This is a genomic window from Brevibacterium sanguinis (genome assembly GCF_039528855.1).
Taxonomy (GTDB): domain Bacteria; phylum Actinomycetota; class Actinomycetes; order Actinomycetales; family Brevibacteriaceae; genus Brevibacterium; species Brevibacterium sanguinis.
In genome coordinates this window covers 341,385-363,983 of the sequence record NZ_BAAAMB010000009.1, presented here as the reverse complement: position 1 = coordinate 363,983, position 22,599 = coordinate 341,385, and the positions used below count along the sequence as shown (strand labels likewise).

The 22,599-nt window shown below is 69.0% G+C and carries 22 protein-coding genes and 2 rRNA genes; 19 read left to right on the top strand and 5 right to left on the bottom strand.

All coding sequences use genetic code 11. The annotated features are described in order from the left end of the window. Window positions 1–110, top strand: a 23S ribosomal RNA gene (locus ABD154_RS11955); the annotation flags it as partial. Between the two features lie 135 nt (window positions 111–245). Beyond that, window positions 246–365 (top strand): 5S ribosomal RNA (rrf, locus tag ABD154_RS11950). 185 nt (window positions 366–550) lie between these two features. On the opposite strand, the gene ABD154_RS11945 is transcribed toward rrf, so the two are convergent. After that, complete coding sequence (locus ABD154_RS11945; protein WP_198498235.1) at window positions 551–1,207, bottom strand: GNAT family N-acetyltransferase; 657 nt, start codon at window positions 1,205–1,207, stop codon at window positions 551–553. 131 nt (window positions 1,208–1,338) lie between these two features. Then, on the bottom strand, window positions 1,339–1,854 hold the full coding sequence (locus tag ABD154_RS11940) for a flavin reductase family protein (RefSeq protein ID WP_198498236.1): 516 nt from the start codon (window positions 1,852–1,854) through the stop codon (window positions 1,339–1,341). Window positions 1,855–1,885: 31 nt separating this feature from the next. On the opposite strand from ABD154_RS11940, the gene ABD154_RS11935 reads away from it, so the two are divergent. Then, the gene (locus tag ABD154_RS11935) at window positions 1,886–2,140 is read left to right on the top strand and encodes a DUF3039 domain-containing protein (RefSeq protein ID WP_137826860.1); all 255 of its coding nucleotides are present in this window, start codon (window positions 1,886–1,888) and stop codon (window positions 2,138–2,140) included. Then, window positions 2,141–3,922: a DEAD/DEAH box helicase gene (locus tag ABD154_RS11930; protein WP_198498237.1), complete on the top strand. Its 1,782-nt coding sequence runs from the start codon at window positions 2,141–2,143 to the stop codon at window positions 3,920–3,922. 7 nt (window positions 3,923–3,929) lie between these two features. Here ABD154_RS11930 and ABD154_RS11925 read toward each other — a convergent pair whose 3' ends face one another. Then, a complete protein-coding gene (locus ABD154_RS11925; protein ID WP_198498238.1) occupies window positions 3,930–5,249 on the bottom strand; it encodes a nicotinate phosphoribosyltransferase in 1,320 nt (439 codons plus the stop codon). Window positions 5,250–5,301: 52 nt separating this feature from the next. Between ABD154_RS11925 and clpS the strand changes: the two genes are divergently transcribed. The 10 genes from clpS to ABD154_RS11875 all read left to right on the top strand — a co-directional run bounded on the left by clpS (window position 5,302) and on the right by ABD154_RS11875 (window position 15,193). Next, window positions 5,302–5,607 carry an ATP-dependent Clp protease adapter ClpS gene (clpS, locus tag ABD154_RS11920; RefSeq protein WP_140955566.1) on the top strand — a complete coding sequence of 102 codons (306 nt, stop codon included), beginning with the start codon at window positions 5,302–5,304 and terminating at the stop codon, window positions 5,605–5,607. 3 nt (window positions 5,608–5,610) lie between these two features. Next, window positions 5,611–6,195 carry a DUF2017 family protein gene (locus ABD154_RS11915; protein ID WP_198498239.1) on the top strand — a complete coding sequence of 195 codons (585 nt, stop codon included), beginning with the start codon at window positions 5,611–5,613 and terminating at the stop codon, window positions 6,193–6,195. After that, window positions 6,192–7,013 (top strand): MBL fold metallo-hydrolase, encoded by an 822-nt coding sequence (locus ABD154_RS11910; protein WP_198498240.1) that lies wholly within the window; start codon window positions 6,192–6,194, stop codon window positions 7,011–7,013. Before ABD154_RS11915 ends, ABD154_RS11910 begins: the two co-directional genes overlap by 4 nt. A gap of 119 nt (window positions 7,014–7,132) precedes the next feature. Continuing rightward, window positions 7,133–7,858: a ribonuclease PH gene (gene rph, locus ABD154_RS11905; RefSeq protein ID WP_198498241.1), complete on the top strand. Its 726-nt coding sequence runs from the start codon at window positions 7,133–7,135 to the stop codon at window positions 7,856–7,858. Then, window positions 7,855–8,460: an RdgB/HAM1 family non-canonical purine NTP pyrophosphatase gene (rdgB, locus tag ABD154_RS11900; RefSeq protein WP_198498242.1), complete on the top strand. Its 606-nt coding sequence runs from the start codon at window positions 7,855–7,857 to the stop codon at window positions 8,458–8,460. The genes rph and rdgB overlap by 4 nt, the downstream gene beginning before the upstream one ends. A 145-nt stretch (window positions 8,461–8,605) precedes the next feature. Continuing rightward, window positions 8,606–10,105 carry an ABC transporter substrate-binding protein gene (locus ABD154_RS11895; RefSeq protein ID WP_198498243.1) on the top strand — a complete coding sequence of 500 codons (1,500 nt, stop codon included), beginning with the start codon at window positions 8,606–8,608 and terminating at the stop codon, window positions 10,103–10,105. Between the two features lie 12 nt (window positions 10,106–10,117). Then, entirely contained in the window at window positions 10,118–11,065 is a 948-nt protein-coding gene (locus tag ABD154_RS11890) for an ABC transporter permease (protein WP_198498244.1), read from the top strand. Continuing rightward, complete coding sequence (locus ABD154_RS11885) at window positions 11,062–11,970, top strand: ABC transporter permease (protein WP_198498245.1); 909 nt, start codon at window positions 11,062–11,064, stop codon at window positions 11,968–11,970. The genes ABD154_RS11890 and ABD154_RS11885 overlap by 4 nt, the downstream gene beginning before the upstream one ends. A 1-nt stretch (window position 11,971) precedes the next feature. Beyond that, window positions 11,972–13,750, top strand: coding sequence for a dipeptide ABC transporter ATP-binding protein (locus ABD154_RS11880; RefSeq protein WP_198498246.1), 1,779 nt, complete (start codon window positions 11,972–11,974; stop codon window positions 13,748–13,750). A 24-nt stretch (window positions 13,751–13,774) separates the two neighbouring features. Beyond that, window positions 13,775–15,193 (top strand): amidase, encoded by a 1,419-nt coding sequence (locus ABD154_RS11875; protein WP_198498247.1) that lies wholly within the window; start codon window positions 13,775–13,777, stop codon window positions 15,191–15,193. A 112-nt stretch (window positions 15,194–15,305) separates the two neighbouring features. On the opposite strand, the gene ABD154_RS11870 is transcribed toward ABD154_RS11875, so the two are convergent. Next, window positions 15,306–17,543, bottom strand: coding sequence for a hypothetical protein (locus ABD154_RS11870; protein WP_232623532.1), 2,238 nt, complete (start codon window positions 17,541–17,543; stop codon window positions 15,306–15,308). Window positions 17,544–17,660: 117 nt separating this feature from the next. On the opposite strand from ABD154_RS11870, the gene ABD154_RS11865 reads away from it, so the two are divergent. Then, window positions 17,661–18,881 (top strand): cell division protein PerM, encoded by a 1,221-nt coding sequence (locus ABD154_RS11865; protein ID WP_198498248.1) that lies wholly within the window; start codon window positions 17,661–17,663, stop codon window positions 18,879–18,881. A gap of 113 nt (window positions 18,882–18,994) precedes the next feature. Here the strand turns inward: ABD154_RS11865 and ABD154_RS11860 are convergent, their stop codons facing one another. Further along, the gene (locus ABD154_RS11860; RefSeq protein ID WP_137826783.1) at window positions 18,995–19,447 is read right to left on the bottom strand and encodes a hypothetical protein; all 453 of its coding nucleotides are present in this window, start codon (window positions 19,445–19,447) and stop codon (window positions 18,995–18,997) included. Window positions 19,448–19,540: 93 nt separating this feature from the next. Here ABD154_RS11860 and purN point away from each other — a divergent pair, with 93 nt between their 5' ends. The 4 genes from purN (at window position 19,541) to ABD154_RS11840 (ending at window position 22,503) form a co-directional block, all read left to right on the top strand. Further along, on the top strand, window positions 19,541–20,203 hold the full coding sequence (gene purN / locus ABD154_RS11855; protein ID WP_198498249.1) for a phosphoribosylglycinamide formyltransferase: 663 nt from the start codon (window positions 19,541–19,543) through the stop codon (window positions 20,201–20,203). Next, on the top strand, window positions 20,200–21,747 hold the full coding sequence (gene purH, locus ABD154_RS11850; protein WP_198498250.1) for a bifunctional phosphoribosylaminoimidazolecarboxamide formyltransferase/IMP cyclohydrolase: 1,548 nt from the start codon (window positions 20,200–20,202) through the stop codon (window positions 21,745–21,747). The genes purN and purH overlap by 4 nt, the downstream gene beginning before the upstream one ends. 91 nt (window positions 21,748–21,838) lie before the next feature. Beyond that, window positions 21,839–22,090, top strand: coding sequence for a hypothetical protein (locus ABD154_RS11845; RefSeq protein ID WP_232623533.1), 252 nt, complete (start codon window positions 21,839–21,841; stop codon window positions 22,088–22,090). Between the two features lie 230 nt (window positions 22,091–22,320). Continuing rightward, on the top strand, window positions 22,321–22,503 hold the full coding sequence (locus tag ABD154_RS11840; RefSeq protein ID WP_137826786.1) for an antitoxin: 183 nt from the start codon (window positions 22,321–22,323) through the stop codon (window positions 22,501–22,503). Window positions 22,504–22,599 lie beyond the last annotated feature (96 nt).

Here is a 22,599-nt window from a genome sequence, read left to right as displayed (position 1 = left end):
CCCATTTTGTGGGGGGAGGTGCCCAGGAGAACACTGGGTTGATAGGCCGGGTATGGAAGCACAGCAATGTGTGGAGTTGACTGGTACTAATACGCCGATCACTCACACAACCCTTTCGGGGTTGGTGTGTGCGGGAAAGTTACAACGGGTTTTTGATGAGACCACTGTGTGGTGTTCGCGTTCGCTGTGCGGTTCTTGGACCATTACCACACACAGGTAAGTGTGTGTGGGTGGTTGGTTGGTTTTGCGGTGGTGATAGTGGTGGGGAAACGCCCGGTTAACCGTTCCGATCCCGGTAGCTAAGCCCATGTCATGCTGATGGTACTGCAACTTGGTGGTTGTGGGAGAGTAAGTGACTGCCGCAATATTCTTTGGGGGAGGGGATCCTGGTTCAACAATTGGTTGGACCAGGGTTCCCTCCCTTTTTTGCATTCACGCACCGGACCGAGTGTCGGGCCGGTTGGTGTGGTGGTGGGGGACTGGTGAGGTCCCCACTTTTTGCATTCACCCATCGGATCGGGCTTCGGGCCGGCGGTGGTGCCTGCTGCGTTCAGGTCGGGGTGTCGAGTCCGAGGAAACGGCGGACTGCCTCGGTGCCGGTGACCTCGACCGGCTCGGGCCCGCGGATGATGTCGGCAGCCGGCAGCACCAACTGATGCTCCGTGTGCGCGTTGCCGTCCTGGACGACGATGCGCTTCTGCCCGTTCGGAGAATAGCCGAGCTTCTCCGAGACCCGGCGACTCGCATCGTTGCCGTCGATATGCGCGGTATGGAAGACCTCGACGTCGAAGTTCTCGGCGAAGGCGGTGACGACGGCACGACGCATCTGCGTCCCATACCCCTGACCCTGCTCGACCCGTGCCAACCACGATCCTGTCGTCACCGACTTCGTGGCGAGGAAGTCCTTGCCGGTGATGCCCTGCAGGCCGATGACCCGTCCGTCGACTCGGACGGTGAACTCGATCGTCCACTCCTGCTGTGAGAAGTTCGCCCGAGTGGCCCACTGGAAGTGAGCGATGTTCTTCGCGATCTCCTCATCGGTTCCCGAATCCCAGTCGACGAGGAACGCCGGCGCATCGTCACGTCGGACTCCACCACGGGCGATCTCCGCGAGCTCGGGATAATCGGACTCCCGTGTCGGCGTGAGCTCCATCGTTCCCATCGTGATGCGCAGCCCGAAGGGCGGCCAGATCGCTGCCAAGTCCATGCCCCGAGTCTAAGGCTCAGGGATCCCGAAATGGGGCGCAGCGTCACGTAGGGGGTTCAGCGTGACGAAAGGGGACTCCGCGTGCTGGGAGCGACGCGTCGCGCACCTATCGCGGTGCGGGGAGGGGAGGGTCAGCGGGGGCCGATGGTGCCGTACGCCTTGCGCCACCGCAACAGCGGCTGCGACTTGCCGCTGTCGGCGCCGGCTCCGAGGGCGATGACCTCCCCGACGACGAGACTGTGGGTGGCGACCTCGAGGATGTCGGTGAGCCGGAGCTCGAACCAGGCGATCGCGCCGTCGAGCACGGGCTGTCCCGACCGGGGCGCGGGGAAGTTCCCGATCCCGCCGAGCGCACCGTAGAGCGGCTGACCCGAGGCGCCGAGGCGCTCGGAGAGATCCCGCTGATCGGAGGCGAGGACGGAGATCGCGAAATGGTCGCTCATCTCCAAGGTCTCCATCATCCGCGACCCCGAGTAGATGCTCACCGCCATCGTCGGCGGATCATAGGAGACATCGAGGAACGAGTCGACGGTGATCGCGTGCGCCGCCTGCCCGCGCCTGGCCGAGACCACGGCGACGGCGGCGGCGATGTCGTCACTGAGCTCCTGGTAGCGCTCTGTGAGCGAATACTCGTGGGACCGATCCATGGTTCTCATTCTAGGGAACTACAATGGAGCCATGACCTATCCAGCTACAGGCGGTTCGGCGACGATCGAGCGCGAGCAGAGCGAGCAGCTTGTCGAACCCGGTGACCACGAACGGTACAGCCACTACGCGCCCAAGGACAAGATCATGGAGTCCATGGTCACGGGCACTCCGCTCATCGCCCTGTGCGGAAAGGTGTGGGTGCCGAGCCGGGACCCCGAGCGCTTCCCCGTCTGCCCGAAGTGCAAAGAGATCTTCGAATCGATGCCTGAAGGACCCAAGGAGTAGATGGCCGCGGAACGTCTCCCCGGGACCTCCGCCGCCGAACAGCTCTCACCGGCCTTCCCCGAGCGCGCAGCGTGGGGAACGGCCGGCAAACTGCGCGCATGGCAGGCCGAGGCCCTCGACCTCTACTTCCGGGATCAGCCCAAGGACTTCCTCGCCGTGGCGACCCCGGGCGCCGGCAAGACGACGTTCGCGCTGCGCCTGGCCGCTGAGCTCCTCGCCCAGCGCGTCGTCAACCGCGTCACCGTCGTCGCGCCCACCGAACACCTCAAGGTCCAGTGGGCCGATTCGGCCGCGCGCGTCGGCATCAAACTCGACCCGCACTTCAAGAACTCGCAGGGCAAGCACGCCCCCGGATACCACGGGGTCGCCCTCACCTATGCCCAGGTCGCCGCGAAGCCGACGCTCCACCACAACCGCACCGCTGCCGGGCGCACCCTCGTCATCCTCGACGAGGTCCACCACGCCGGTGACGCCCTGTCCTGGGGCGACGCCGTGCGAGAGGCCTTCGGTCCGGCGGTGCGGCGCCTGTCGCTGACCGGCACCCCGTTCCGGTCGGACACCTCGCCGATCCCGTTCGTCACCTATGCCCCCGACGCCGAGGGCATCCGCACCTCCGTCGCCGACTACTCGTACGGCTACGGCCGCGCACTCAAGGACTCCGTCGTCCGCCCCGTCCTCTTCCTCGCCTACGCCGGTGCGATGTCCTGGCGGACGAAGGCCGGAGACGAGATGTCGCACGTCCTCGGCGAGGAGACGACGAAGGACATCAACTCCCAGGCCTGGCGGACCGCGCTCGATCCCGCCGGCGACTGGATCCCGGCCGTGCTCAAGGCCGCCGACATCCGGCTCACCGAGGTCCGCCGCACGGTCCCCGACGCCGGCGGCCTCGTCATCGCCACCGACCAGGACGCCGCCCGCGCCTATGCGAAGGTGCTGCGCGAACTCACGGGGGAGAGGCCCACCGTCGTCCTCTCCGACGAAGCCGGCGCCTCGGCGCGCATCGAGGAGTTCCAGAACTCGACGGACCGGTGGATGGTCGCCGTGCGCATGGTCTCCGAAGGCGTCGACGTCCCGCGCCTGTGCGTCGGCGTCTACGCGACCTCGTCGTCGACCCCGCTCTTCTTCGCGCAGGCCATCGGCCGCTTCGTGCGCGCCCGCAAACGCGGGGAGACCGCCTCGGTGTTCCTCCCCTCGGTCCCTATCCTCCTCGCCCTGGCCAACACGATGGAGGTCGAACGCGACCACGCCCTCGACCGGCCGCGGAATGAGGACGAGAACGACGTCGTCGTCTTCGACGATCAGGCCCTCGAACAGGCCAATCGCAACGAGGGCGCATCCGATCAGCTCGGGTCGTTCGAAGCCCTCGGCGCCGAGGCGCTCTTCGACCGGGTGCTCTTCGACGGCGGTGAGTTCGGCACCGGTGGCGCGATCGGCTCCGAGGACGAACTCGACTTCATCGGCATCCCCGGCCTCCTCGAACCCGAACAGGTCCACGAGCTGCTGCGCACCCAGCAGGCCAGGCAGGCGCAGCGGAAGACCGCGGCGGCCCCGCCCGCGGCGGAGGTCCACACCAGCGAACTCGAGCACCGGGCGATGAAGGAGGAGCGCGATCAGCTCCAGAGCCTCGTCGGCGCGTGGTCGCGGCGGACGGGCACCCCGCACAAGAACGTCCACGTCGAACTCCGCAAGGCGTGCGGCGGCCCGGCAGTCGCCCAGGCCACCCGTGAGCAGATCCAGGCGCGGATCAAGAAGCTTCAGGGCTGGTTCATCGGCCGGAAGTGACGCGGCCTCAGTTCGCGTAGAAGACCGTGGGAATCGCCGGCTCGCCGTCCTGGAGGCGGCGGGCCGACCGCGGCAGCTCGGCCAGCGACTCGTCGTGGCGGGCGCACGCCTTCTTCACCCCGCCGGGACCGGTGAACGACTCATCGACCTCACCGGCGACGACGAGGTCGACCGACAGGTGCCTGCCGTCGTCGAGATCGGCGGGCAGGTCGGGAATGCCGACGGCCTCCTCGACGGCGATCGCCCCATCGATGAGGCGCCTGGCCTCCTTGTGACCGCCGCGGGAGGGCTTGCCGCTGGAGTTCTTCGCCACCGCCGTCCACGTCCCCGCCTCGTCGGCGCGGGCCACGAGCTTGTAGACGAGTCCCGCCGCCGGCGCCCCTGACCCGGTGACGACCCGGGTGCCGACGCCGTACGCGTCGACGGGGGAGGCCGCGAGCGCGGCGATCGCATACTCGTCGAGGTCGCTCGTCACCGTGATCGTCGTGTCCGTCGCCCCGAGGCGATCGAGGCCTGCCCGCACCTCGCTGGCCTGCTCGATGAGGTCACCCGAATCGATGCGGACCCCGCCGAGGCGGTCGCCGGCGAGATCGATCGCCGTCCGCAGCGCCTCCTCGACGTCGTAGGTGTCGAGGAGCAGCGTCGTGTCGGTGCCCAATGACGAGAGCTGCGCGGCGAACGCCTCGCGTTCGGAGTCGTGGAGGAGCGTGAACGAATGGGCCGACGTGCCGATCGTCGGCAGCCCGTATTCGAGGCCCGCGGCGAGGTTCGACGTCGAGGAGAACCCGCCGATGACGGCCGCGCGGGCGGCAGCGACGGCGGCATGCTCGTTCGTCCGCCTCCCGCCCATCTCCGCGCACGGACGATCACCGGCGGCCTGCGCCATGCGGGAGGCCGCCGAGGCGACCGCGCAGTCGTAGTTGAGCGCGGAGAGGATGAGGGTCTCCAAGATGACGCCCTCGGCGAAGCTCGCCTCGATCGTCAGCAGCGGTGAGCCCGGGAAGTAGATCTCCCCTTCGGCGTACCCGCGGATCGTGCCGGTGAACCGGTAGTTCGCGAGCCAGTCGATGGTCTCCCTGTCGACGATCTGCTCACGGCTGAGGAAGCTCAGCTGCTCATCGTCGAAGCGGAAGTCCCCGAGCATCTCGAGGATGCGACCGGTGCCGGCGACGACGCCGTAGCGGCGTCCGGCGGGAAGGCTGCGGCCGAAGACCTCGAAGAGGCTGCGGCGGTGAGCAGCTCCGGATCTCAAGGCGGCCTGCACCATCGTCAATTCGTACTGATCGGTGAAGAACGCAGTGGAACCGGTGCGTGTGAGATCACTCATAGGCGCGATCTTACGTCACGACAGCCTCGGCGATCTGCCGTATTGTGGAAACGTGAGCAATCCAACGACCCCTGTCCTCGAGCCCGATGTCCGGGAGCGCACCGACCAGGACAGGGCCCGACCATGGAAGACCGTCGTCTTCAACGACCCGGTCAATCTCATGAGCTACGTCAGCTACGTCTTCCAGAGCTACTTCGGCTATTCCGCGGAGAAGGCGCACACGCTCATGCTCGAAGTCCACGAGAACGGGCGCTCCGTCGTCGCCACCGGCGGGCGCGAGGAGATGGAGCGCGACACCCAAGCGATGCACGAATTCGGTCTGTGGGCCGCGTGCCAACCAGATACAGGATCCGACTGACGCATGGCCGCGATAGATGCTCGAGGGGACGACGTCGTCCTCAGACTCGAGGACAACGAACGTTCCCTCATGCTCACCGTCTTCACCGACCTCGCCGCACTGCTGACCGAGGAGACCGAGGACGGCGATGAGGACAGCCGACCCGATTCGGAGAACTGGGAGGCCCGCCTCGGCCTCATCGAGCGGCCCCGACCCGACGACCCGGCCCTGCTCCGCCTCTTCCCCGACGTCGACCCCCTCGATGAGGAGCGGTCCGCGGAGTTCCGCCGCCTCACCGAGTTCGACCTCGCCCAGGCGAAGGCGCACAACGTGCGGATCATCCTCATGGGCCTGCGCCGCGGAGCCGCGATCACCCTGACCCGCGACGAGGTCCTCGCATGGATGAAGGGGCTCAACGACCTGCGGCTCGTCCTCGCCGTGCGCCTGGGCATCGACACCGAGGAGGCCCAGGAGGAGACGTACGCCCGCCGCGGCGACCTCGACGAATCCGAAGAGCTCACCCTCACCCTCTACGACTTCCTGACCTGGATCCAGGACCGTCTGACGACGACCCTGCTCGCGGAGATGCAGGGGGACGACGACGCATGAGACTCACCGCCCTCGGCACCGCCGGTTCGTTCCCCGGACCCGGATCCGCCGCCAGCTGCTACCTCGTCGAAACCGACGAGGAGTCCCCGACGAGGATCGTGCTCGACCTCGGATCCGGGGCGCTGACCCCGCTCCAGCAGGCCGTCGACCTCGACTCCGTGTCCGCGGTCGTGCTCAGCCACCTCCACCCCGACCACTGCATGGACATGATGGGGCTCTACGTCCGGCACTGCTACGACCCGCGTTTCTTCAGCGGCGATATCACCGACACCGGCACCATCAGGACCCGCACAACCGTCCTCGCCCCGGCCGGGGCGAAAGAGCGGCTGACCCGGGCCTACCAGACGCCGCCGGGCAAGTCCCCGGTCGCAGAGGGCTGCGAGGACACCGACTTCGGCCGGCCCTTCGAGTTCGTCGACCTCGACGACCGGGCCGTGATGACCATCGGGTCGCTCACCGTCGAGGCCTTCCTCGTCGCCCATCCCGTCGAGACCTACGCGCTGCGGATCACCGATGCCGCCGGCCGGGTGCTCGTCTACTCCGCCGACACCGACGAGTGCGACAACCTCGTCGCCGCTGCCGCAGGCGCTGACCTCTTCCTCTGCGAAGCCGCCTTCCAGGAGGGCCGGGACACCGTGCGCGGCGTCCACCTCACCGGTCGCCGTGCTGGTCGGGTCGCAGCGACCGCCGACGTCAAGTCGCTCGTGCTCACCCACATCCCGGTGTGGACGAACTGCACGATCGTCCGCGGCGAAGCCGCAGGCGAGTACCGTGGACCCATCGAACTCGCGAAGCCCGGAGCCTGGTGGACCGTGTGAGGCCGCCTCGCCGACTCCGCTGACGACCGACCACCGACCAGCCATCACCCACAGAGCCACCACCCACAGAGCCATCGAACACCGACCCACCACCCACCGAGACTGAGGACGGACGAACCATGACGCGTGCCGACGGACGACAGGCGGACGAACTCCGCGATGTGAAGATCACCCGCAACTGGATCACCACGGCCGAGGGCTCGGCGCTCATCGAGTTCGGCAACACCCGCGTCCTGTGCGCGGCCTCCCTCACCGAGGGCGTGCCCCGCTGGCTCAAGGGCCAGGGCCGCGGCTGGGTGACCGCGGAGTACGCGATGCTCCCGCGCGCCACGGACTCCCGCAGCACCCGCGAATCCGTCAAGGGCAAGCTCGGGGGCCGCACCCATGAGATCTCCCGCCTCATCGGCCGCAGCCTGCGCGCCGTCATCGACATGACGAAGCTCGGGGAGAACACCCTCGTCCTCGACTGCGACGTCCTCCAAGCCGACGGCGGCACCCGCACCGCGTCGATCACCGGCGCCTACGTCGCGATGGCCGATGCCATCGAGCGCGGACGCTCGAGCGGCATCATCCCGGCCGCGAACCGCCCGCTCATCGACTCCGTCGCCGCGATCAGCGTCGGCATCGTCGAGGGCACGCCCGTCCTCGACCTGCCCTACGTCGAGGACTCGACGGCCGAGACCGACATGAACGTCGTCATGACCGGGTCGGGCAAGTTCGTCGAGGTCCAGGGCACCGCCGAAGGCGCCCCGTTCGACCGGGACGAACTCGGTGCCCTCCTCGACCTCGCCGCGAAGGGCTGTGCGGACCTCACCGAACTCCAGGTCGAAGTGCTCGGCCGATGACGACGTTCGTCCTCGCCACCCACAACGAGAAGAAGAAGCGCGAGCTCCTCTCCATCCTCCTGCCCGTCCTCGGTGAGGACACCACGGTGCTCACCGCCGCCGAGGCGGGACTGCCCGATGTCGCCGAGACCGGGGTGACGTTCGAGGAGAACGCGCTCATCAAGGCCCGGGCCGCGGCGCGGGCCACCGGGAAGACGGCGATCGCCGATGACTCCGGCATCGCCGTCGACGTCCTCGGCGGGGCCCCGGGCATCTTCTCCGCCCGCTGGGCCGGCCGGCACGGAGACGACGCCGCGAACCTCGAGCTCCTCCTCGCCCAGCTTTCCGACATCGCCGTCGAGCACCGCGGCGCCCAGTTCCGCTGCGCTGCCGCCGCCGTCACCCCCGACGGACGCGAATTCGTCACCGAGGGCGTCATGCCCGGGCACCTGGCGACCGCTCCGGCCGGGGACGGCGGATTCGGCTACGATCCGATCTTCGTCCCCAGCGGGTCGGAGATCAGTGCCGCCGAGATGACGCCGGAGGAGAAGAACGCGCGTTCGCACCGGCGCATCGCCTTCGACGCGCTCGCCGCGATCCTCGGCGCCGAATCGGGGCTCTGAGACCGCCTCGGTGACGGGGTCCTGACTGTAGGCGGCAGTCCCGTTCCAGATCAGCCGCTCACGATGTGACCCCCGCCACGTTCACGGGGTCCGGGCTCGGATACACTGACAGAGCCGATGGGCATCCCGAACTACGAGGTGAACGATGAAGACTCCGCGCGCCACACTCCTGGTCGCGGCCGCAGCCGCTGCGACCCTGTTCCTGTCAGCGTGCTCCGCGGGAGCCTCGGACCCGGGGGAGGGGCAGAACGACTCGATGGCGATCGCGTTCACCGCCGAACCGGTCAACCTCGACTTCACCTCGACCTCCGGGGTGGCGATCCCCGAGGCGCTCATGGAGAACGTCTACGAATCCCTCGTCCGCGTCGACGAGCAGGGCAAGATCCAGCCCGCCCTCGCGCAGGAGTGGGACGTCTCCGATGACCGGCGGACCTACACGTTCACCCTGCGCGACGGTGTGACGTTCTCCAACGGCGCGGAGCTGACGAGCGAGGACGTGAAGTACTCGTACGAACGCGTGCAGAACGAGTGGCAGAATCCGCTGAAGTCGAAGATGGACATCGTCGAGGAGATCGCGACCCCCGATGACTCGACCGTGGAGATCACCCTGGCGAAGCCGTCGAACATGTGGCTGTTCAACCTCACCACCCTCGTCGGCGCCGTCTTCGACACCGCCGGCACCGACGACCTGGCGAACCAGGCGATCGGGACGGGCCCGTATGCCGTCGACGCGTTCACCCGCGGTCAGTCCATCGACTTCGTCGCCCGTGACGACTACTGGGGTGAGCAGCCTGCGGTGGCCAACGTCGAGTTCAAGTACTTCAAGGACGCCGTGTCGGCGGCGAACGCCCTGAAGTCCGGGGAGATCGACGTCGTCTCGAACCTGCAGGCCCCGGAGCTCGCGAGCGAGTTCCAGAGCGACGAGTACCAGATCGTGTCCGGGACGACGAACGGCGAAGTCGTCCTCTCGATGAACAACGCCGAGGGCATCTTCGCCGACAAGGCCGCCCGCGAGGCCGTGATGTACGCCGTCGACCGCCAGGCCGTGCTCGACACCGCGTGGGCCGGCTACGGGGAGCTCATCGGGTCGATGGTGCCGCCCACGGACCCCTACTACGAGGACCTCACTCAGGTGTGGCCCTACGACCCGGAGAAGGCGAAGACGCTCGTCGACGAGGCGGGCATCAGCGGCGAGGAGTTCGCCTTCACCGTGCCGAACCTGCCGTATGCGAAGGCGATCTCCGAGATCGTGTCCTCCCAGCTCGAGGCCGTCGGGCTGAGAGCGAGGATCGAGACGCAGGAGTTCCCCGCCGTGTGGCTCGACAAGACCTTCACGAAGCACGACTACGACATGTCGGTGATCAACCACGCCGAACCCCGCGACCTGCTCACGGTGTTCTCCTCCGACTACTACACCGGCTACGACGACACGAGAATCAAGGAGCTCGCGGAGAAGGCCGACACCGGCACCGAGGAGGAGTACATCTCCGGCATGAAGGACATCGCGCGCACGATCACCGAGGATGCCGCCGCCGACTTCCTCTTCCTCTTCCCCAACCTCGTCGTCGCGAAGGCCGACGTCAGCGGGATCCCGGCCAACCGCGTCTCCGACGCCTTCCGCATCGCCGATCTCAGCTGGGCGTGAGACCCGTCGCCCATGCTCGCCTACATCCTCGGTCGGTTCGTCCAGTTCCTCCTCTCCCTCCTCGTCGCCTCGGTGATCGTCTTCGCGCTGATGAGCGTCCTGCCGGGCAATGCGGCTCAGGTGGCGCTGGGGACGAACGCGACGCCGGAGGCCGTCGCCGCCCTCGAAGCCCAGTACGGTCTCGATGAGCCCCCGATCGTCCGCTACCTCGACTGGGTCGGCGGCATGGTCCAGGGCGACTTCGGCACCTCGTACGTCACGGGCACGCAGATCACCCCGGTCATCGTCGACAGCGTCCAGGTCACCGCGATCATCGTCGTCACCGCGATCGTCCTCGCCGTCGCCATCGCCGTGCCGCTGGGCACCTTCGCGGCCCTCGAGCAGCGCAACTGGGTGGGCGCGACGATCTCCGGTCTCAGCCAGATCGGGATCGCGATCCCCAACTTCCTCGCCGCCATCCTCCTCGTCATGGTCTTCTCCCTCACCCTGGGATGGTTCCCCTCCCAGGGGTGGACGGCGCCGATCGAGGGCTTCGGCGACTTCCTCGCAGGCCTCGTCCTCCCCGTCGTGGCGCTCGCTCTCGTCCAGGCCGCGATCCTCACCCGCTACGTCCGCTCGGCGGTCCTCGACGTCATGCGGGAGGACTTCATCCGCACCGCCCGGGCGAAGGGCCTGACCCGCACTCGGGCGCTCTTCGCCCACGGTCTGCGCAATGCCGCGATCCCCGTCATCACCGTCGCCGGCGTCCAGCTCGCGACCCTCCTCGTCGGCGCCGTCGTCATCGAGCAGATCTTCGTCCTCCCCGGCATCGGCTCGGAGCTCGTGCGGGCCGTGGCCAACCGGGACCTGCTCACCGTCCAGGGCATCGTCATGGTCCTCATCGTCCTCGTCCTCATCATCAACTTCATCGTCGACCTCCTCTATCCCGTCGTCGACCCGCGACTGAGGAATGCCGCATGAGCGAGCCCAACCCGCGCGACACCGTCGCCACCGACCCCGCCGCGGCAGCGCCCTCCGCCCCCGGCCGGCGGAGACGGCGCCGCCTCGGTGCGCCGCTGCTCATCGGGGGCGTCCTCGTCGTCCTCATCGTCGCCCTCGCGCTCGTCTCCTTCGTCTGGACCCCGTACGACCCGGGCGCCGTCGACCCCGCCGCGCGCCTCGAATCCGCGAGCCCGGCGCACCCCTTCGGCACCGACCGGTTCGGCCGCGACACCCTGACGTGGATCATGTACGGTGCGCGGATCACGCTCATGGTCGGCGTCGTCGCCGTCGGCATCGCCCTGCTCATCGGCACCCCGATCGGCATCCTCGCCGCCGTCTTCGCCCAGTACCCGTGGGGCGGGTGGATCGGCGCGGCGATCATGCGCGCCAACGACATCCTCCTCGCCTTCCCCGCCCTGCTCCTGGCGATCATCTTCGCCGCCGTCTACCAACCCGGCACCGGACCGGCGATGGCCGCCGTCGGCATCGCCTCGATCCCCGGGTTCGCCCGCGTCGCCCGCTCCGGCACGCTGCAGGTGCTCGGCTCCGACTACGTGCGGGCGGCCCGCGCCGCCAATCGCAGCCCCGGTGCGATCGCCGTCGTCCACGTCCTGCCCAACATCGCCGGCATGGTCATCGTCCAGGCGTCCGTGACGTTCGCCATCGCCGTCCTCGCCGAGGCGGGGCTGTCCTTCCTCGGTCTCGGCACCCAAGCGCCGGTGCCGTCATGGGGACGGATGCTCCAGGAGTCCCAGCAGTTCCTCACCACTCACCCCGAGCTCGCGCTGTGGCCGGGCCTGTTCATCGCGCTCGCCGTCCTCGGATTCAACCTCCTCGGCGACGGGCTGCGGGACCGCTTCGACCCGAAGATGGAGGTGCGCTGAGATGGCCGAGACCCTCCTCGACGTCGCCGGGCTGACGATCACCCCGGCCGATGCCGACACCCCCGTCGTCGACGGCGTGTCCCTGACGATGGCGCCGGGGGAGCGGGTCGGACTCATCGGGGAGTCCGGATCGGGGAAGTCCCTGACCGCGCTGTCGATCATGGGGCTGCTGCCCGAGGAGCTCTCCGCCACCGGCTCCGTGACCCTGGCGGGCTTCGACGGCAACGTCCTCGAGGCGAGCGAACGCCGATTGGCCCGGATGCGCTCGGACCTCGTCTCGATGGTGTTCCAGGAGCCGATGAGCGCGCTCAACCCGCTCATGCGCGTCGGAGACCAGATCGCCGAGGTGCTCCGCCTCCACGGCGGCGTGCCGCGGACTGAGATCCCCGCGCGGGTCCGGGAGCTCCTCGTCAGCGTGCGCATGCCCGACCCCGACGGGGCGCGGTTCGCCTACCCGCACCAGCTCTCCGGCGGCCAGCGGCAGCGGGTCATGCTCGCGATCGCGCTCGCGAACTCGCCGCGCCTGCTCATCTGCGACGAGCCGACGACGGCGCTCGACGTCACGGTGCAGAAGCACATGCTCGACCTCATCTCCGAACGCGTCGGAGCCGTGGGGGCGGGACTCCTCTTCATCACCCACGACCTCGCCGTCGTCGCCGGCATCTGCGAGCGGGTCATCGTCATGCACCGGGGCCGGATCGTCGAGACCGGCAGCGTCGCGGAGGTCTTCACCGATCCCCAGCACGCGTACACCCGCGGCCTCCTCGCCTCCTCGGATCTCGAGGCCACCGATGAGAACGGACGGCTCTTCACCCTGCGCACCGCGGGGGAGTACGCGGGGCCCGGCGGAACCGAGCGGGCGGACAGGTTCTCGAGATTCGCCCCGCCGCCCGCCGCTGAGGTGACGGAGGGGCCGGCGACCGCCTCGGCGCACGATATCGTCGACCGGGCACCGCGGGCACCCGAGGAGGGAGACCCGGACCCGCTCATCGACGTTGCCGGCGTCTCGAAGCTCTACCGCTCGGGCGGTCTCCTCTTCCGCCGCCGCAGGCCCGTCCAGGCCCTGGAGAACATCGACCTGAGCGTCGCCCGCGGACAGCGGCTTGGCATCGTCGGCGAATCCGGGTCGGGGAAGTCGACCTTGCTGAGCATCCTCGCGGGCCTCGACACCCCGACGACCGGGCACGTGCGCGTCGGCGACATCACTGTCGAATCGGCGTCCGCGGCAGAGCTGAAGACCCTGCGGGAGCACCTGCAGATCGTCTTCCAGGACCCGTTCGCCTCCCTCGACCCGCGCATGCGCATCGCCGACATCGTCGCCGAACCCCTCATCGCCAAGGGCATCGGCCGGGAGGAGCGGGAGGCCAGGGTCGAGGAGATGCTGCGCGCCGTCGACCTCGACCCGGCCACGATGCGCCGGTACCCGCACCAGTTCTCCGGCGGTCAGCGGCAGCGGATCTCGATCGCCCGCGCCCTCGTCTCCCGCCCGCAGATCCTCGTCGCCGACGAACCGGTCTCCGCCCTCGACGTCTCCGTGCGCGCGCAGGTGCTCAATCTGCTCAGCGACCTCGTCGACGACTACGCCCTCACCCTCGTCTTCGTCTCCCACGACCTCGGCGTCATCCGGCACCTGTGCTCGGACGTCATCGTCATGAAGGACGGCCGCATCGTCGAGGCCGGCACGACCGAGTGCGTCTACGCGCACCCGCGTGAGGAGTACACGAGAAGCCTCATCGCGGCGACGCCCAACCTCGCCGAGGCGCTCGCCGGCGCCCGCTGACCCCGAGAAGAGAGAAGGACGACGATGACCTTGGCCGACCGCTCAGCCGCGGAGATGACCGCGGGCTTCGCCGCCGGGGACTTCGATCCGCGCGACGTGTTGGCCGACGTGGCGGAGCGGATGGACGCGTGGGAACCGGTCATCAACGCCCTCGTCCACCGCGATGATGCGCGGTCGACAGCGGCCGCCGAAGCGAGTGCGAAGCGGTGGCGGGAGAACCGCCCGCTCAGTCGCCTCGACGGAGTGCCGGTGACGATCAAGGAGAACATCGCGCGCCGGGGAGTGCCGATGCCCTCGGGACATGCCTGGGTCGAGGTTCCCGTCGCCGACCACGATGCGCCGATCACCGCACGACTCGAGGAGGCCGGTGCCGTCATCGTCGGGTCGACGACGATGCCGGACTGGGGGATGCTCTCCTCCGGAGTCTCCTCCCTCCACGGGATCACCCGCTCCCCGCTCGATCCGAGCCTGACGACGGGAGGGTCGAGCGCGGGCGCCGGAGCCGCGGCCGCGGCCGGGTACGGCCCGATCCACATCGGTTCGGACATCGGCGGGTCGATCCGCCTGCCGTGCACGTGGCTGGGGCTGGCCGGTCTCAAACCGAGCTTCGGTCGGGTTCCACTCGACGTCCCCTACCTCGGACGCTGTGCGGGTCCGCTCGCCCGGTCGATGGCCGATGTCGCAGCGGTGATGCCCGTCATCTCCGCGCCCGATGACCGCGACTACTCGCGGCTGCCGAGGTTCGCCGCCGATGCCGAGGAGGACCTCGGACCTGCCGGGCTGACCCCGGACGCGGCCTTCTCGCCGCAGGGACTGCGGATCGGTCTCCAGCTCGACGCCGGCTGCGGTGAGCCGGTGGTCCCGGAGGTCGCCGCGGTGATCGCCGAGGCGGGGCGGACGTTCGCCGCCGCCGGTGCCGAGGTCGTCGACGTCGACCCATTCATCGACGACGACCTGCTGGGGGACATGGACCTGTTCTGGCGGGTGCGGTCATGGAACGACCTGCGCGCTCTGCCGCTCGCCGAGCAGGATCTCATCCTGCCCTACATCCGCCAATGGGCGCAGGGCGGGGCCCACGTCACGGGCACGACGCTCATGGACTGCTATCACAGCGTGCAGGAGATCCGGCGCCGCACCGTCGCTGCCACCGACGGGTTCGACCTCGTGCTCTCGCCGGTCGCCCCCGGGGCGTCCTTTCCCGCCGAGTGGCCGATGCCGTATCCGGACGCGAGCGAGAAGATGGGGCACATCGGCTTCACGATGCCCTTCAACATGTCCGAGCAGCCGGCGGCCGTCGTCCTCGGCGGGTACACCGGTGACGGCCGGACCGTCGGCGTGCAGATCGCAGGTTGTCGGTTCGCCGACCGGCTCGTCATGGCCGCCGGCATGTGGTTCGAGGCTGCGGCGGGCATTCCCGCCCCGCAGCCGGCCGACCTCGGGTGAGGCCCCGCAGCTGATCGTCCTCCGGTAGCCGGCACCCGGATGCGCAGACGCTGAGGGCCGGGACTCCGCAGCGGAGTCCCGGCCCTCAGCGTCTGCGGCCGTCAGCGGCGGCTCAGAAGTCGAAGAACTCGACTGTGAGTGTGTCGCCCTCGATGTTCACGCTGCCGGAGACCGACAGCGGGTTGTCGTTGGAGAAGTACGAGGAACCGGCGGCCTTGCCGTCGACGCTGAAGTCGAACGTGCCGTTGGTCTCGGTGAAGAACGACCCGGTGTTCGTGTCACCCATGCCGAAGGAGGCCTTGACCTGCGGCATCTTCTTCATGGTCCACTTCGCGGTGTTGTCCTTCGCGAGGTCTTCGAGCTTGTCATCGGTGCCGCCGACGGGGATCTGCGTCGGATCGAACTTGATGAACTTGCACTTGGGCTTGATGTCCTTGTTGTCGAAGCACTTGTTGAGCTCCGCCTCGACCTGTTTCTGGACTTCCTTCTCGAAATCAGGCGTCGGGGACAGGGCGAGATTGAGGGTGAGCGGCGACACCTGGTCGGTGCTCGGCTGATCGCCCGGGGCGTACGCCTGCGGGAAGTTCGCCGCAGCCGTGTCGGAGGCCTCGGAGACCCACTTGCTCGCCGGGATCGAGAAGTCGTAGTTGCCCGGGTAGACGGCGAAGGCGGTCGTGCCTGCCTGCGCCGTGTAGTCGGTGCCGTTGATCTTCAGGCCGTCGGCCGCGGGCACGTCGAGCGAGATGACGTGGAGCGCCGGACCCGTGAGCGTCCACTTGTCGAAGAAGAGGTTCTGCTTGCCGTCCTTCTTCGCGGGCAGGTCGACGTTGTACGTGCTGCCGTCGAGCTCGTAGGTGACGGTGACCTTGCCGCTGTCGCCGTCGACCTGTGAGGTCTCGACCTTGGCGTTCTCGATCTTCGCCGAGGAGGCGTCGGTGAAGTTCTTCGACAGCAGGTCCATGTTCGTGCCCTCGGGGCGCGGGGACGGGGCGATCTTCTCCGCCGCGGCGAAGTCGCCCTTGTTGAGGGCCGCCACGTAGTCCTCGGCGACGGTGTCGGGACCGTAGTTGTTCTTGTTCACCGAGTTGATGACGAGGAACCCGACGAGCACGAGGACGAGGACGAGGAGAACCGAGCCGAGGGCGATGAAGAGGGGCAGCTTGCCCTTCTTCTTCGTCGGACGCGCCGCGGCCCGCGAGGTGGCTGTCGTGCCGCCTGAGAACCCGGGGGCCGGAGCCGGCTGGGGCAGCGCCTGCGACGATCCGGGTCCCGACCCGGTCCGGGGGCCCGACCCGGTCTGGGGTCCGGAGGCGGTCTGAGGTCCGGAGGCGGTCTGAGGTCCGGAGCCCGTCGGGGACTGGTACGGATTCGTCTGACCGTAGGGACCGTTGCCGTACGAGCTGCTGCCGTACGCGTTGCCGCCCGCCTGGCCGGGTCCGTTCTGGCCTGGTCCGGGCTGATAGGGGCCGGGGCCGTTCTGCGCAGGACCGCTCTGGCCTGGACCGTTCTGGCCCGGCCCATTCTGTGCAGGGCCATTCTGCGCAGGACCGTTCGGATACGCGGAGCTCGCGCCGACCACGCCGCCGGCTGCCGCGGCACCGAACGGAGCCGCGCCGCTGCCCTGACGGTCATCCGGTCGGGGACCACCGTTCGGTCGGCCGTCGCCCTGCGGTGCATTGCTCTGTGGGCCGTTGCCCTGCGGACCGTTCCCGGGGGAACCGTGACCCGCGGCGCTGCTGTTCTGGGCGCCGAACTGCGGGGCGGACGGCTGCGCATCGGCACGACCGCCGGTGCCGGGGCGCTCGCCCGGTCCGGAGGCACTCTGATCCCGGGGGCCGGACTGGCCGCCGGGCGTCTGCAGCGGCGGGGCGCTGTCGCCGAAGGACGATTCGCCGCCAGTGGCTGACTCCGGCCGGTTCGCGGACTCGGAACGATCCGCGGAGAAGGGGGCGGGCATCGCCACGGTGTCATCACTCGGGGCCTGTGCGTCAGCGGACTTCGCTGCGCCGTCCGATTTGTCTGTGCCGTCCGACTTCTCTGCACCGCCGGGCTTCACCGCAGCGTCCGACTTGTCCGCTCCGGCGGACGCGCCAGCGTCGGTCTTGCCGGCGTCACGACCGACCGGCCGGGCGCTGTCCCCAGTGGATTCGGTGCCCTTCGCTGGCCCGGCAGGCGTGCCCTTCGCGGACTCTGCGGGGCCGCCCGCCGAGGTCGCATCGGAACCCGAGCCTGCGTTCACCGCATCGCTGTCGGCAGGCGTCGATGGGTCCTTGCCGTCTCCGGCGCCGTTGCGACCCGGGGGCTGATTGGGTGGTGGCGGAACGTTCTGTTCGTCATTCCCATTGCTCATCGCTCGCTGCTTCCTTAACTTCCGACACGCGCGTTCTGGCGCAATTGTACGTCCCTGAGATGAGTTTCGCGCGGTCAATACCGGGAAGTCGACTGTCGGTCAGCGAAAATGGAAACGATGCACACTTCTCCACATCAGAGCACCACGCGCCATCCCGTCCTCCTCGGACTGGTCGAGGCCTTCCGCCTCGACCTCATCGTCATCCCCTCGGCGTTCGTCGTCGCGACGGTCTTCTGGATCGTCGGGCTGGGCGCTCAGCTCGACTACTCGATCATTCCCGAGTGGGCGTTCGCCCTGTGGGCGGTCGTCCACGGTCTGAGCGTCTCGACGATCGGGTTCGACTTCTCGCTTGCCCCCGGGCTCGTCACCCTCGGCGTGTGGCTGCTCCTCGCCGCCGGAGCGTCCCGGCTCGTCTCGACCCTCTCGGACGCCGATCCGATCCGCTCCGACGACGGAGAGGAGACCCCCTGGTGGGCGATGTGCGCGATGGCGCTCGCCGGGTTCGCGCTCGCCTACGCCGGTCCGCTCGTGGCCCTGTCCCTCATCGTCGGCGAGGCGACGATGACCCCCCTCGGCTTCCTCCGACTGCTCGTGCTCCTCGTCACCGCGTTCGCCGCAGGCTACGTCCGGGCCCGCGGCGTCGTCGACATCCCATGGTTCGCCGACCTCGATCCCGCACTGTGGCAGACGGCCGTCGCTCTGGCCCGGCGCGTCCTGTGGGGTGCGGCCTCCCTCGCCGTCGTCGTCATCGGCGCCGCCCTCGTCCTGCGCTGGTCCGACCTCGCCGAGGCGATGGGATCCTACAGCTCGCCCCTGTCGGCGGGCATCGGACTCACCGTCCTCCAGCTGCTCTTCGCCCCCGGCGCCCTCTTCGGCGCCCTGTCGTGGATCGCGGGGACCGGGGTGAGCATCGGCGCCGGCGGGGTGAGCTCGGTGTTCAGCACGGTCTCCGGCCCGGTTCCGCCGGTGCCCGTCCTCGAGCTGCTCGTCGGCGACTACCCGGTGTGGACGAGGGCCGCACCGGCCCTGCTCGTCCTCCTCGGCGTCGGCAGCGTCGTCATCGGCCGCACCCACGCCCGGGCCGTTCACGCGGCATCGTGGACGGGACTGGCGATCGCGGGCGGGATCCTCTTCGTCACCGCCGAGACGATCGCCCTGTTCTCCCGGGGAGCGATCGGACCGCTCGGCCTGGCGGCCTTCGGACCCTCCCCGCTGACCTCGGCGCTCGCCGTCTGCGGGTGGATCGGGGTGGGGCTCAGCCTCGGACTCGTGCTCACGAAGCTCTCGCACATGCAGTTCGACGACGCCGTCGAGGCCGCCGACCACGAGGAGCTCTGAAACTCACAAGGTCGGATGCCGCCGCGGCCGGGTCAGCTCAACGCCGACCAGCGGCTCGGCGGGACGCGCGCGCCGCTGGTCGGGTCACCACTGCCCGGCGGCTCAGCGCCGGCTCAGTTCGAGCCGGGAAGATCGAGTTCCTGTCCGGTGATCTGCTGGAACCAGTCGCCGAGTCCGGTCTCGTAGTCGCTCGCGCACGTCAGCTCGGCCTGCTGGGTGATCGCATCCCGGACGCACTCCTCGTACGCCGTCTGGACGGGCCAGAGGACGACGGAGGACATCGTGGAGAAGATGAGGTAGATGCTCAGCAGTCCGCCGAGCACGCCGAGTGAGATGCTGCGACGCTGCTTCGCCCTGACCACGGCGATGATGTAGCGGATCGACCACACGATGGCGGCGATCGCGAAACCGGCCGCGGCGAGCTTGAACGGCAGCGGGTACGTGAACGTCAGCACGGCGGCGAGGACGAGGAGGACGAGGATGAGTCCGTGTCGCGCGGGCGCTGCCTGCCTCTCCTCTTCAGGAGTGGGGGCGTTCTTCTCTTCGGTGCTGTTCGGTGACGTCACCCCCACATTTTGTCACAGTCGACTGGCAAACGCCTCGGCGCGGAGCAGCGCACCCGGGACGGGCACGGGCCGACGCGTGGATAGAATGGATCCGTGCGCATCGTTCTCCTGGCCTCCGGTTCAGGCACCCTCACCCAGGCCGTCATCGACGCCTTCGCCGGGCCCGCCCGCGCCGAGGCGGGTGTCGAGATCGTCGGCATCGGCTCCGATGCGGCAACCGCCGGTGTCCTCGCCCGGGCCGAAGCGGCGGGCATCCCGACCTTCGTCGTCCGCCCCCGGGACAGCGCGACCCGGGAGGAGTGGAACCGGACGCTGCGCGACACCGTCGCGGACTTCGCCCCGGACTGGGTCGTGTCCGCGGGATTCATGCGCATCCTCGGCGAGGAATTCATCTCCGCCTTCCCCGATCGCATCATCAACACCCACCCCGCACTGCTGCCCGCGTTCCCCGGGGCCCACGGCGTCCGGGACGCGCTCGCGCACGGGGTCAAGGTCACCGGGGGGACCATCCACCTCGTCGACGCCGGAGTCGACACCGGGCCGATCATCACGCAGTTCGCCGTCCCCGTGCACGACGGCGACACCGAGGAGACCGTGCACGAGCGCATCAAGACCCGCGAACGCGAGGAGGTCGTCCGACTGCTGGCGTTCCTCACGGACAACGACCTCGACATCGACGGTCGCCGCGTGCAGGGCTACCGAGCCCGACCGTCCGACCCGACTCCATCCACACCGCACCCCAAGGAGGATCAGTGACAGGAACCCGCGCGATCAGGAGAGCGCTCATCAGCGTCTACGACAAGACCGGTCTGGAGGAGCTCGCCCGTGGGCTCGCCGCGGCCGGGGTCGAGATCGTCTCCACAGGATCGACGGCGGCGCGGATCGCCGATGCCGGGGTCGACGTCACGAAGGTCGAGGAGCTCACCGGCTTCCCCGAGACCCTCGAAGGTCGGGTCAAGACCCTCCACCCGCGCGTGCACGCCGGGATCCTCGCCGATTCGCGCAAGCCCGATCACCTCGAGCAGCTCGACGAACTCGAGATCGCGCCGTTCGACCTCGTCGTCGTCAACCTCTACCCGTTCGCCGACACCGTGGCCAGCGGCGCCGGCTTCGACGACTGCATCGAGCAGATCGACATCGGCGGTCCCTCGATGGTCAGGGCGGCCGCGAAGAACCACCCCACCGTCACCGTCGTCACCGACCCGGCCGACTACGCTGCGGTCGTCGATGCGGCAGCCGCCGAGGGCTTCGACGAGGGGGCCCGACGGGCCTTCGCCGCTCGCGCCTTCGCCCACACCGCGGCCTACGACTCCCAGGTCGCCGCCTGGTTCGCCGGGGAACTCGCCGCCGAGGGAACGCAGCCGGACTTCGCGGGACTGACCGGCGTCAAGCTCGACGACCTCCGCTACGGTGAGAACCCCCACCAGGGAGCCGCCGTCTACACCGACGGCACCCGGGGAATCGCCGGCGCGAGACTGCTCGGCGGCAAGGCGATGTCCTACAACAACTACACGGACACGGATGCCGCGATCCGCGCCGCCTTCGACTTCGACCGTCCCGCCGTGGCGATCATCAAGCACGCGAACCCGTGCGGCATCGCCGTCGCCGACACCCCCGCCGAGGCGCACCGGGCCGCGCACGCCTCCGACCCGCTCTCGGCCTACGGCGGAGTCATCGCCGTCAACCGCGAGGTCGACGCCGCGCTCGCCGAATCGATCAAGCCGATCTTCACCGAATGCCTCGCCGCACCGTCGTTCTCGCCCGAGGCTCTCGAGATCCTCGCCGCGAAGAAGAACCTCCGCCTCATCGAACTCGGCGACGTCGACTTCCCGGCCCGCGAGCTCACGCAGATCACCGGCGGCTTCCTCGTCCAGGACCGCGACGTCTTCCAGGCCGCCGGCGACTCCGCGGAGGCGTGGACGCTGGCGGCCGGACCGGCGGCGACGCCCGAGGTCCTCGCCGACCTCGAATTCGCGTGGAAGGCCTGCCGGGCGGTGAAGTCCAACGCGATCCTGCTCGCGAAGGACGGGGCCTCGGTCGGCGTCGGCATGGGACAGGTCAACCGCGTCGACTCCGCGAAGCTCGCCGTCGACCGTGCCGGGGCCGAACGCGCCGCCGGGGCCGTCGCCGCCTCCGACGCGTTCTTCCCGTTCGCCGACGGCCTCGAGATCCTCCTCGCCGCCGGGGTCACTGCCGTCGTCCAGCCGGGCGGATCGATCCGCGACGACGAGGTCATCGCCGCCGCCGAGGCCGCGGGCGTCTCCCTCTATCTCACGGGGAGCCGCCATTTCTTCCACTGAGCGCACCCGCACCTCTCCCCGCCATGCCCGGCGGGGGAGAGGGGCGGTCGCCAAGCGCTGGATCTACTGGAAGCGCCGGTACGCCCACCCGGTGTCGAAGGACTGGGTGCTGCTGGCCTGTCTCGTCGCCATCGTCATCGCCGCGGCCTCGGCGTTCATCGACTTCCGCCTGGCGGCCATCGTGCTCGCCGCCGTCCCGGCAGGACTCGCGATGCTGCGCGCGATGCCGGCACCCTGGGGCGAGTTCTGGGGCAACAGGTCGAAGACCGTCGACATTCTCACGTGCCTGATCTTCGCCGTCCTCCTCGTCGGACTCGCCTTCGTCGTCCCCCAGACCCGCTGAGCCGCGGCCCGGACACACCGTTGCAGTCTCCGCCGTGTGAGTGCCCCGACCTCGCACCGGAGTCCACCAGGAGCGACGCCTGACGGAGGCAGGCTACTGTAGTTGCGACCTTCGTCACTTTGTGAGGTGGCTGTGAAATCCGGCTCCCCACCTTGTCTCGGGCGCGGGAAGTGGCATCGTGGACTGCGTCAGGAGGTCCGAGAGGGCCTCTTCCGATGAAAGGAGACAGCATGGGATTTGATGACCTCACCAACAAAGCCAAGGACGCCTTGAATAGCGATAAGGGTGAAGAACTCAGCGACCAGGGCCTGGACAAGGGCGCTGACGCAGCCAACAACCTTTCCGGAGGCAAGTTCGAGGACCAGATCAACCAGGGCCGCGACGGCGCCGACGGTGCGATTGGCAACGAATGATCTTCAATCCATAGCCGCGTCCGGCATGGATGAGCGCCGAGGTGGAAGCGATTTCACCTCGGCGCTTCTTCGTGTCCGGGCACCGGTTTCGCGCCC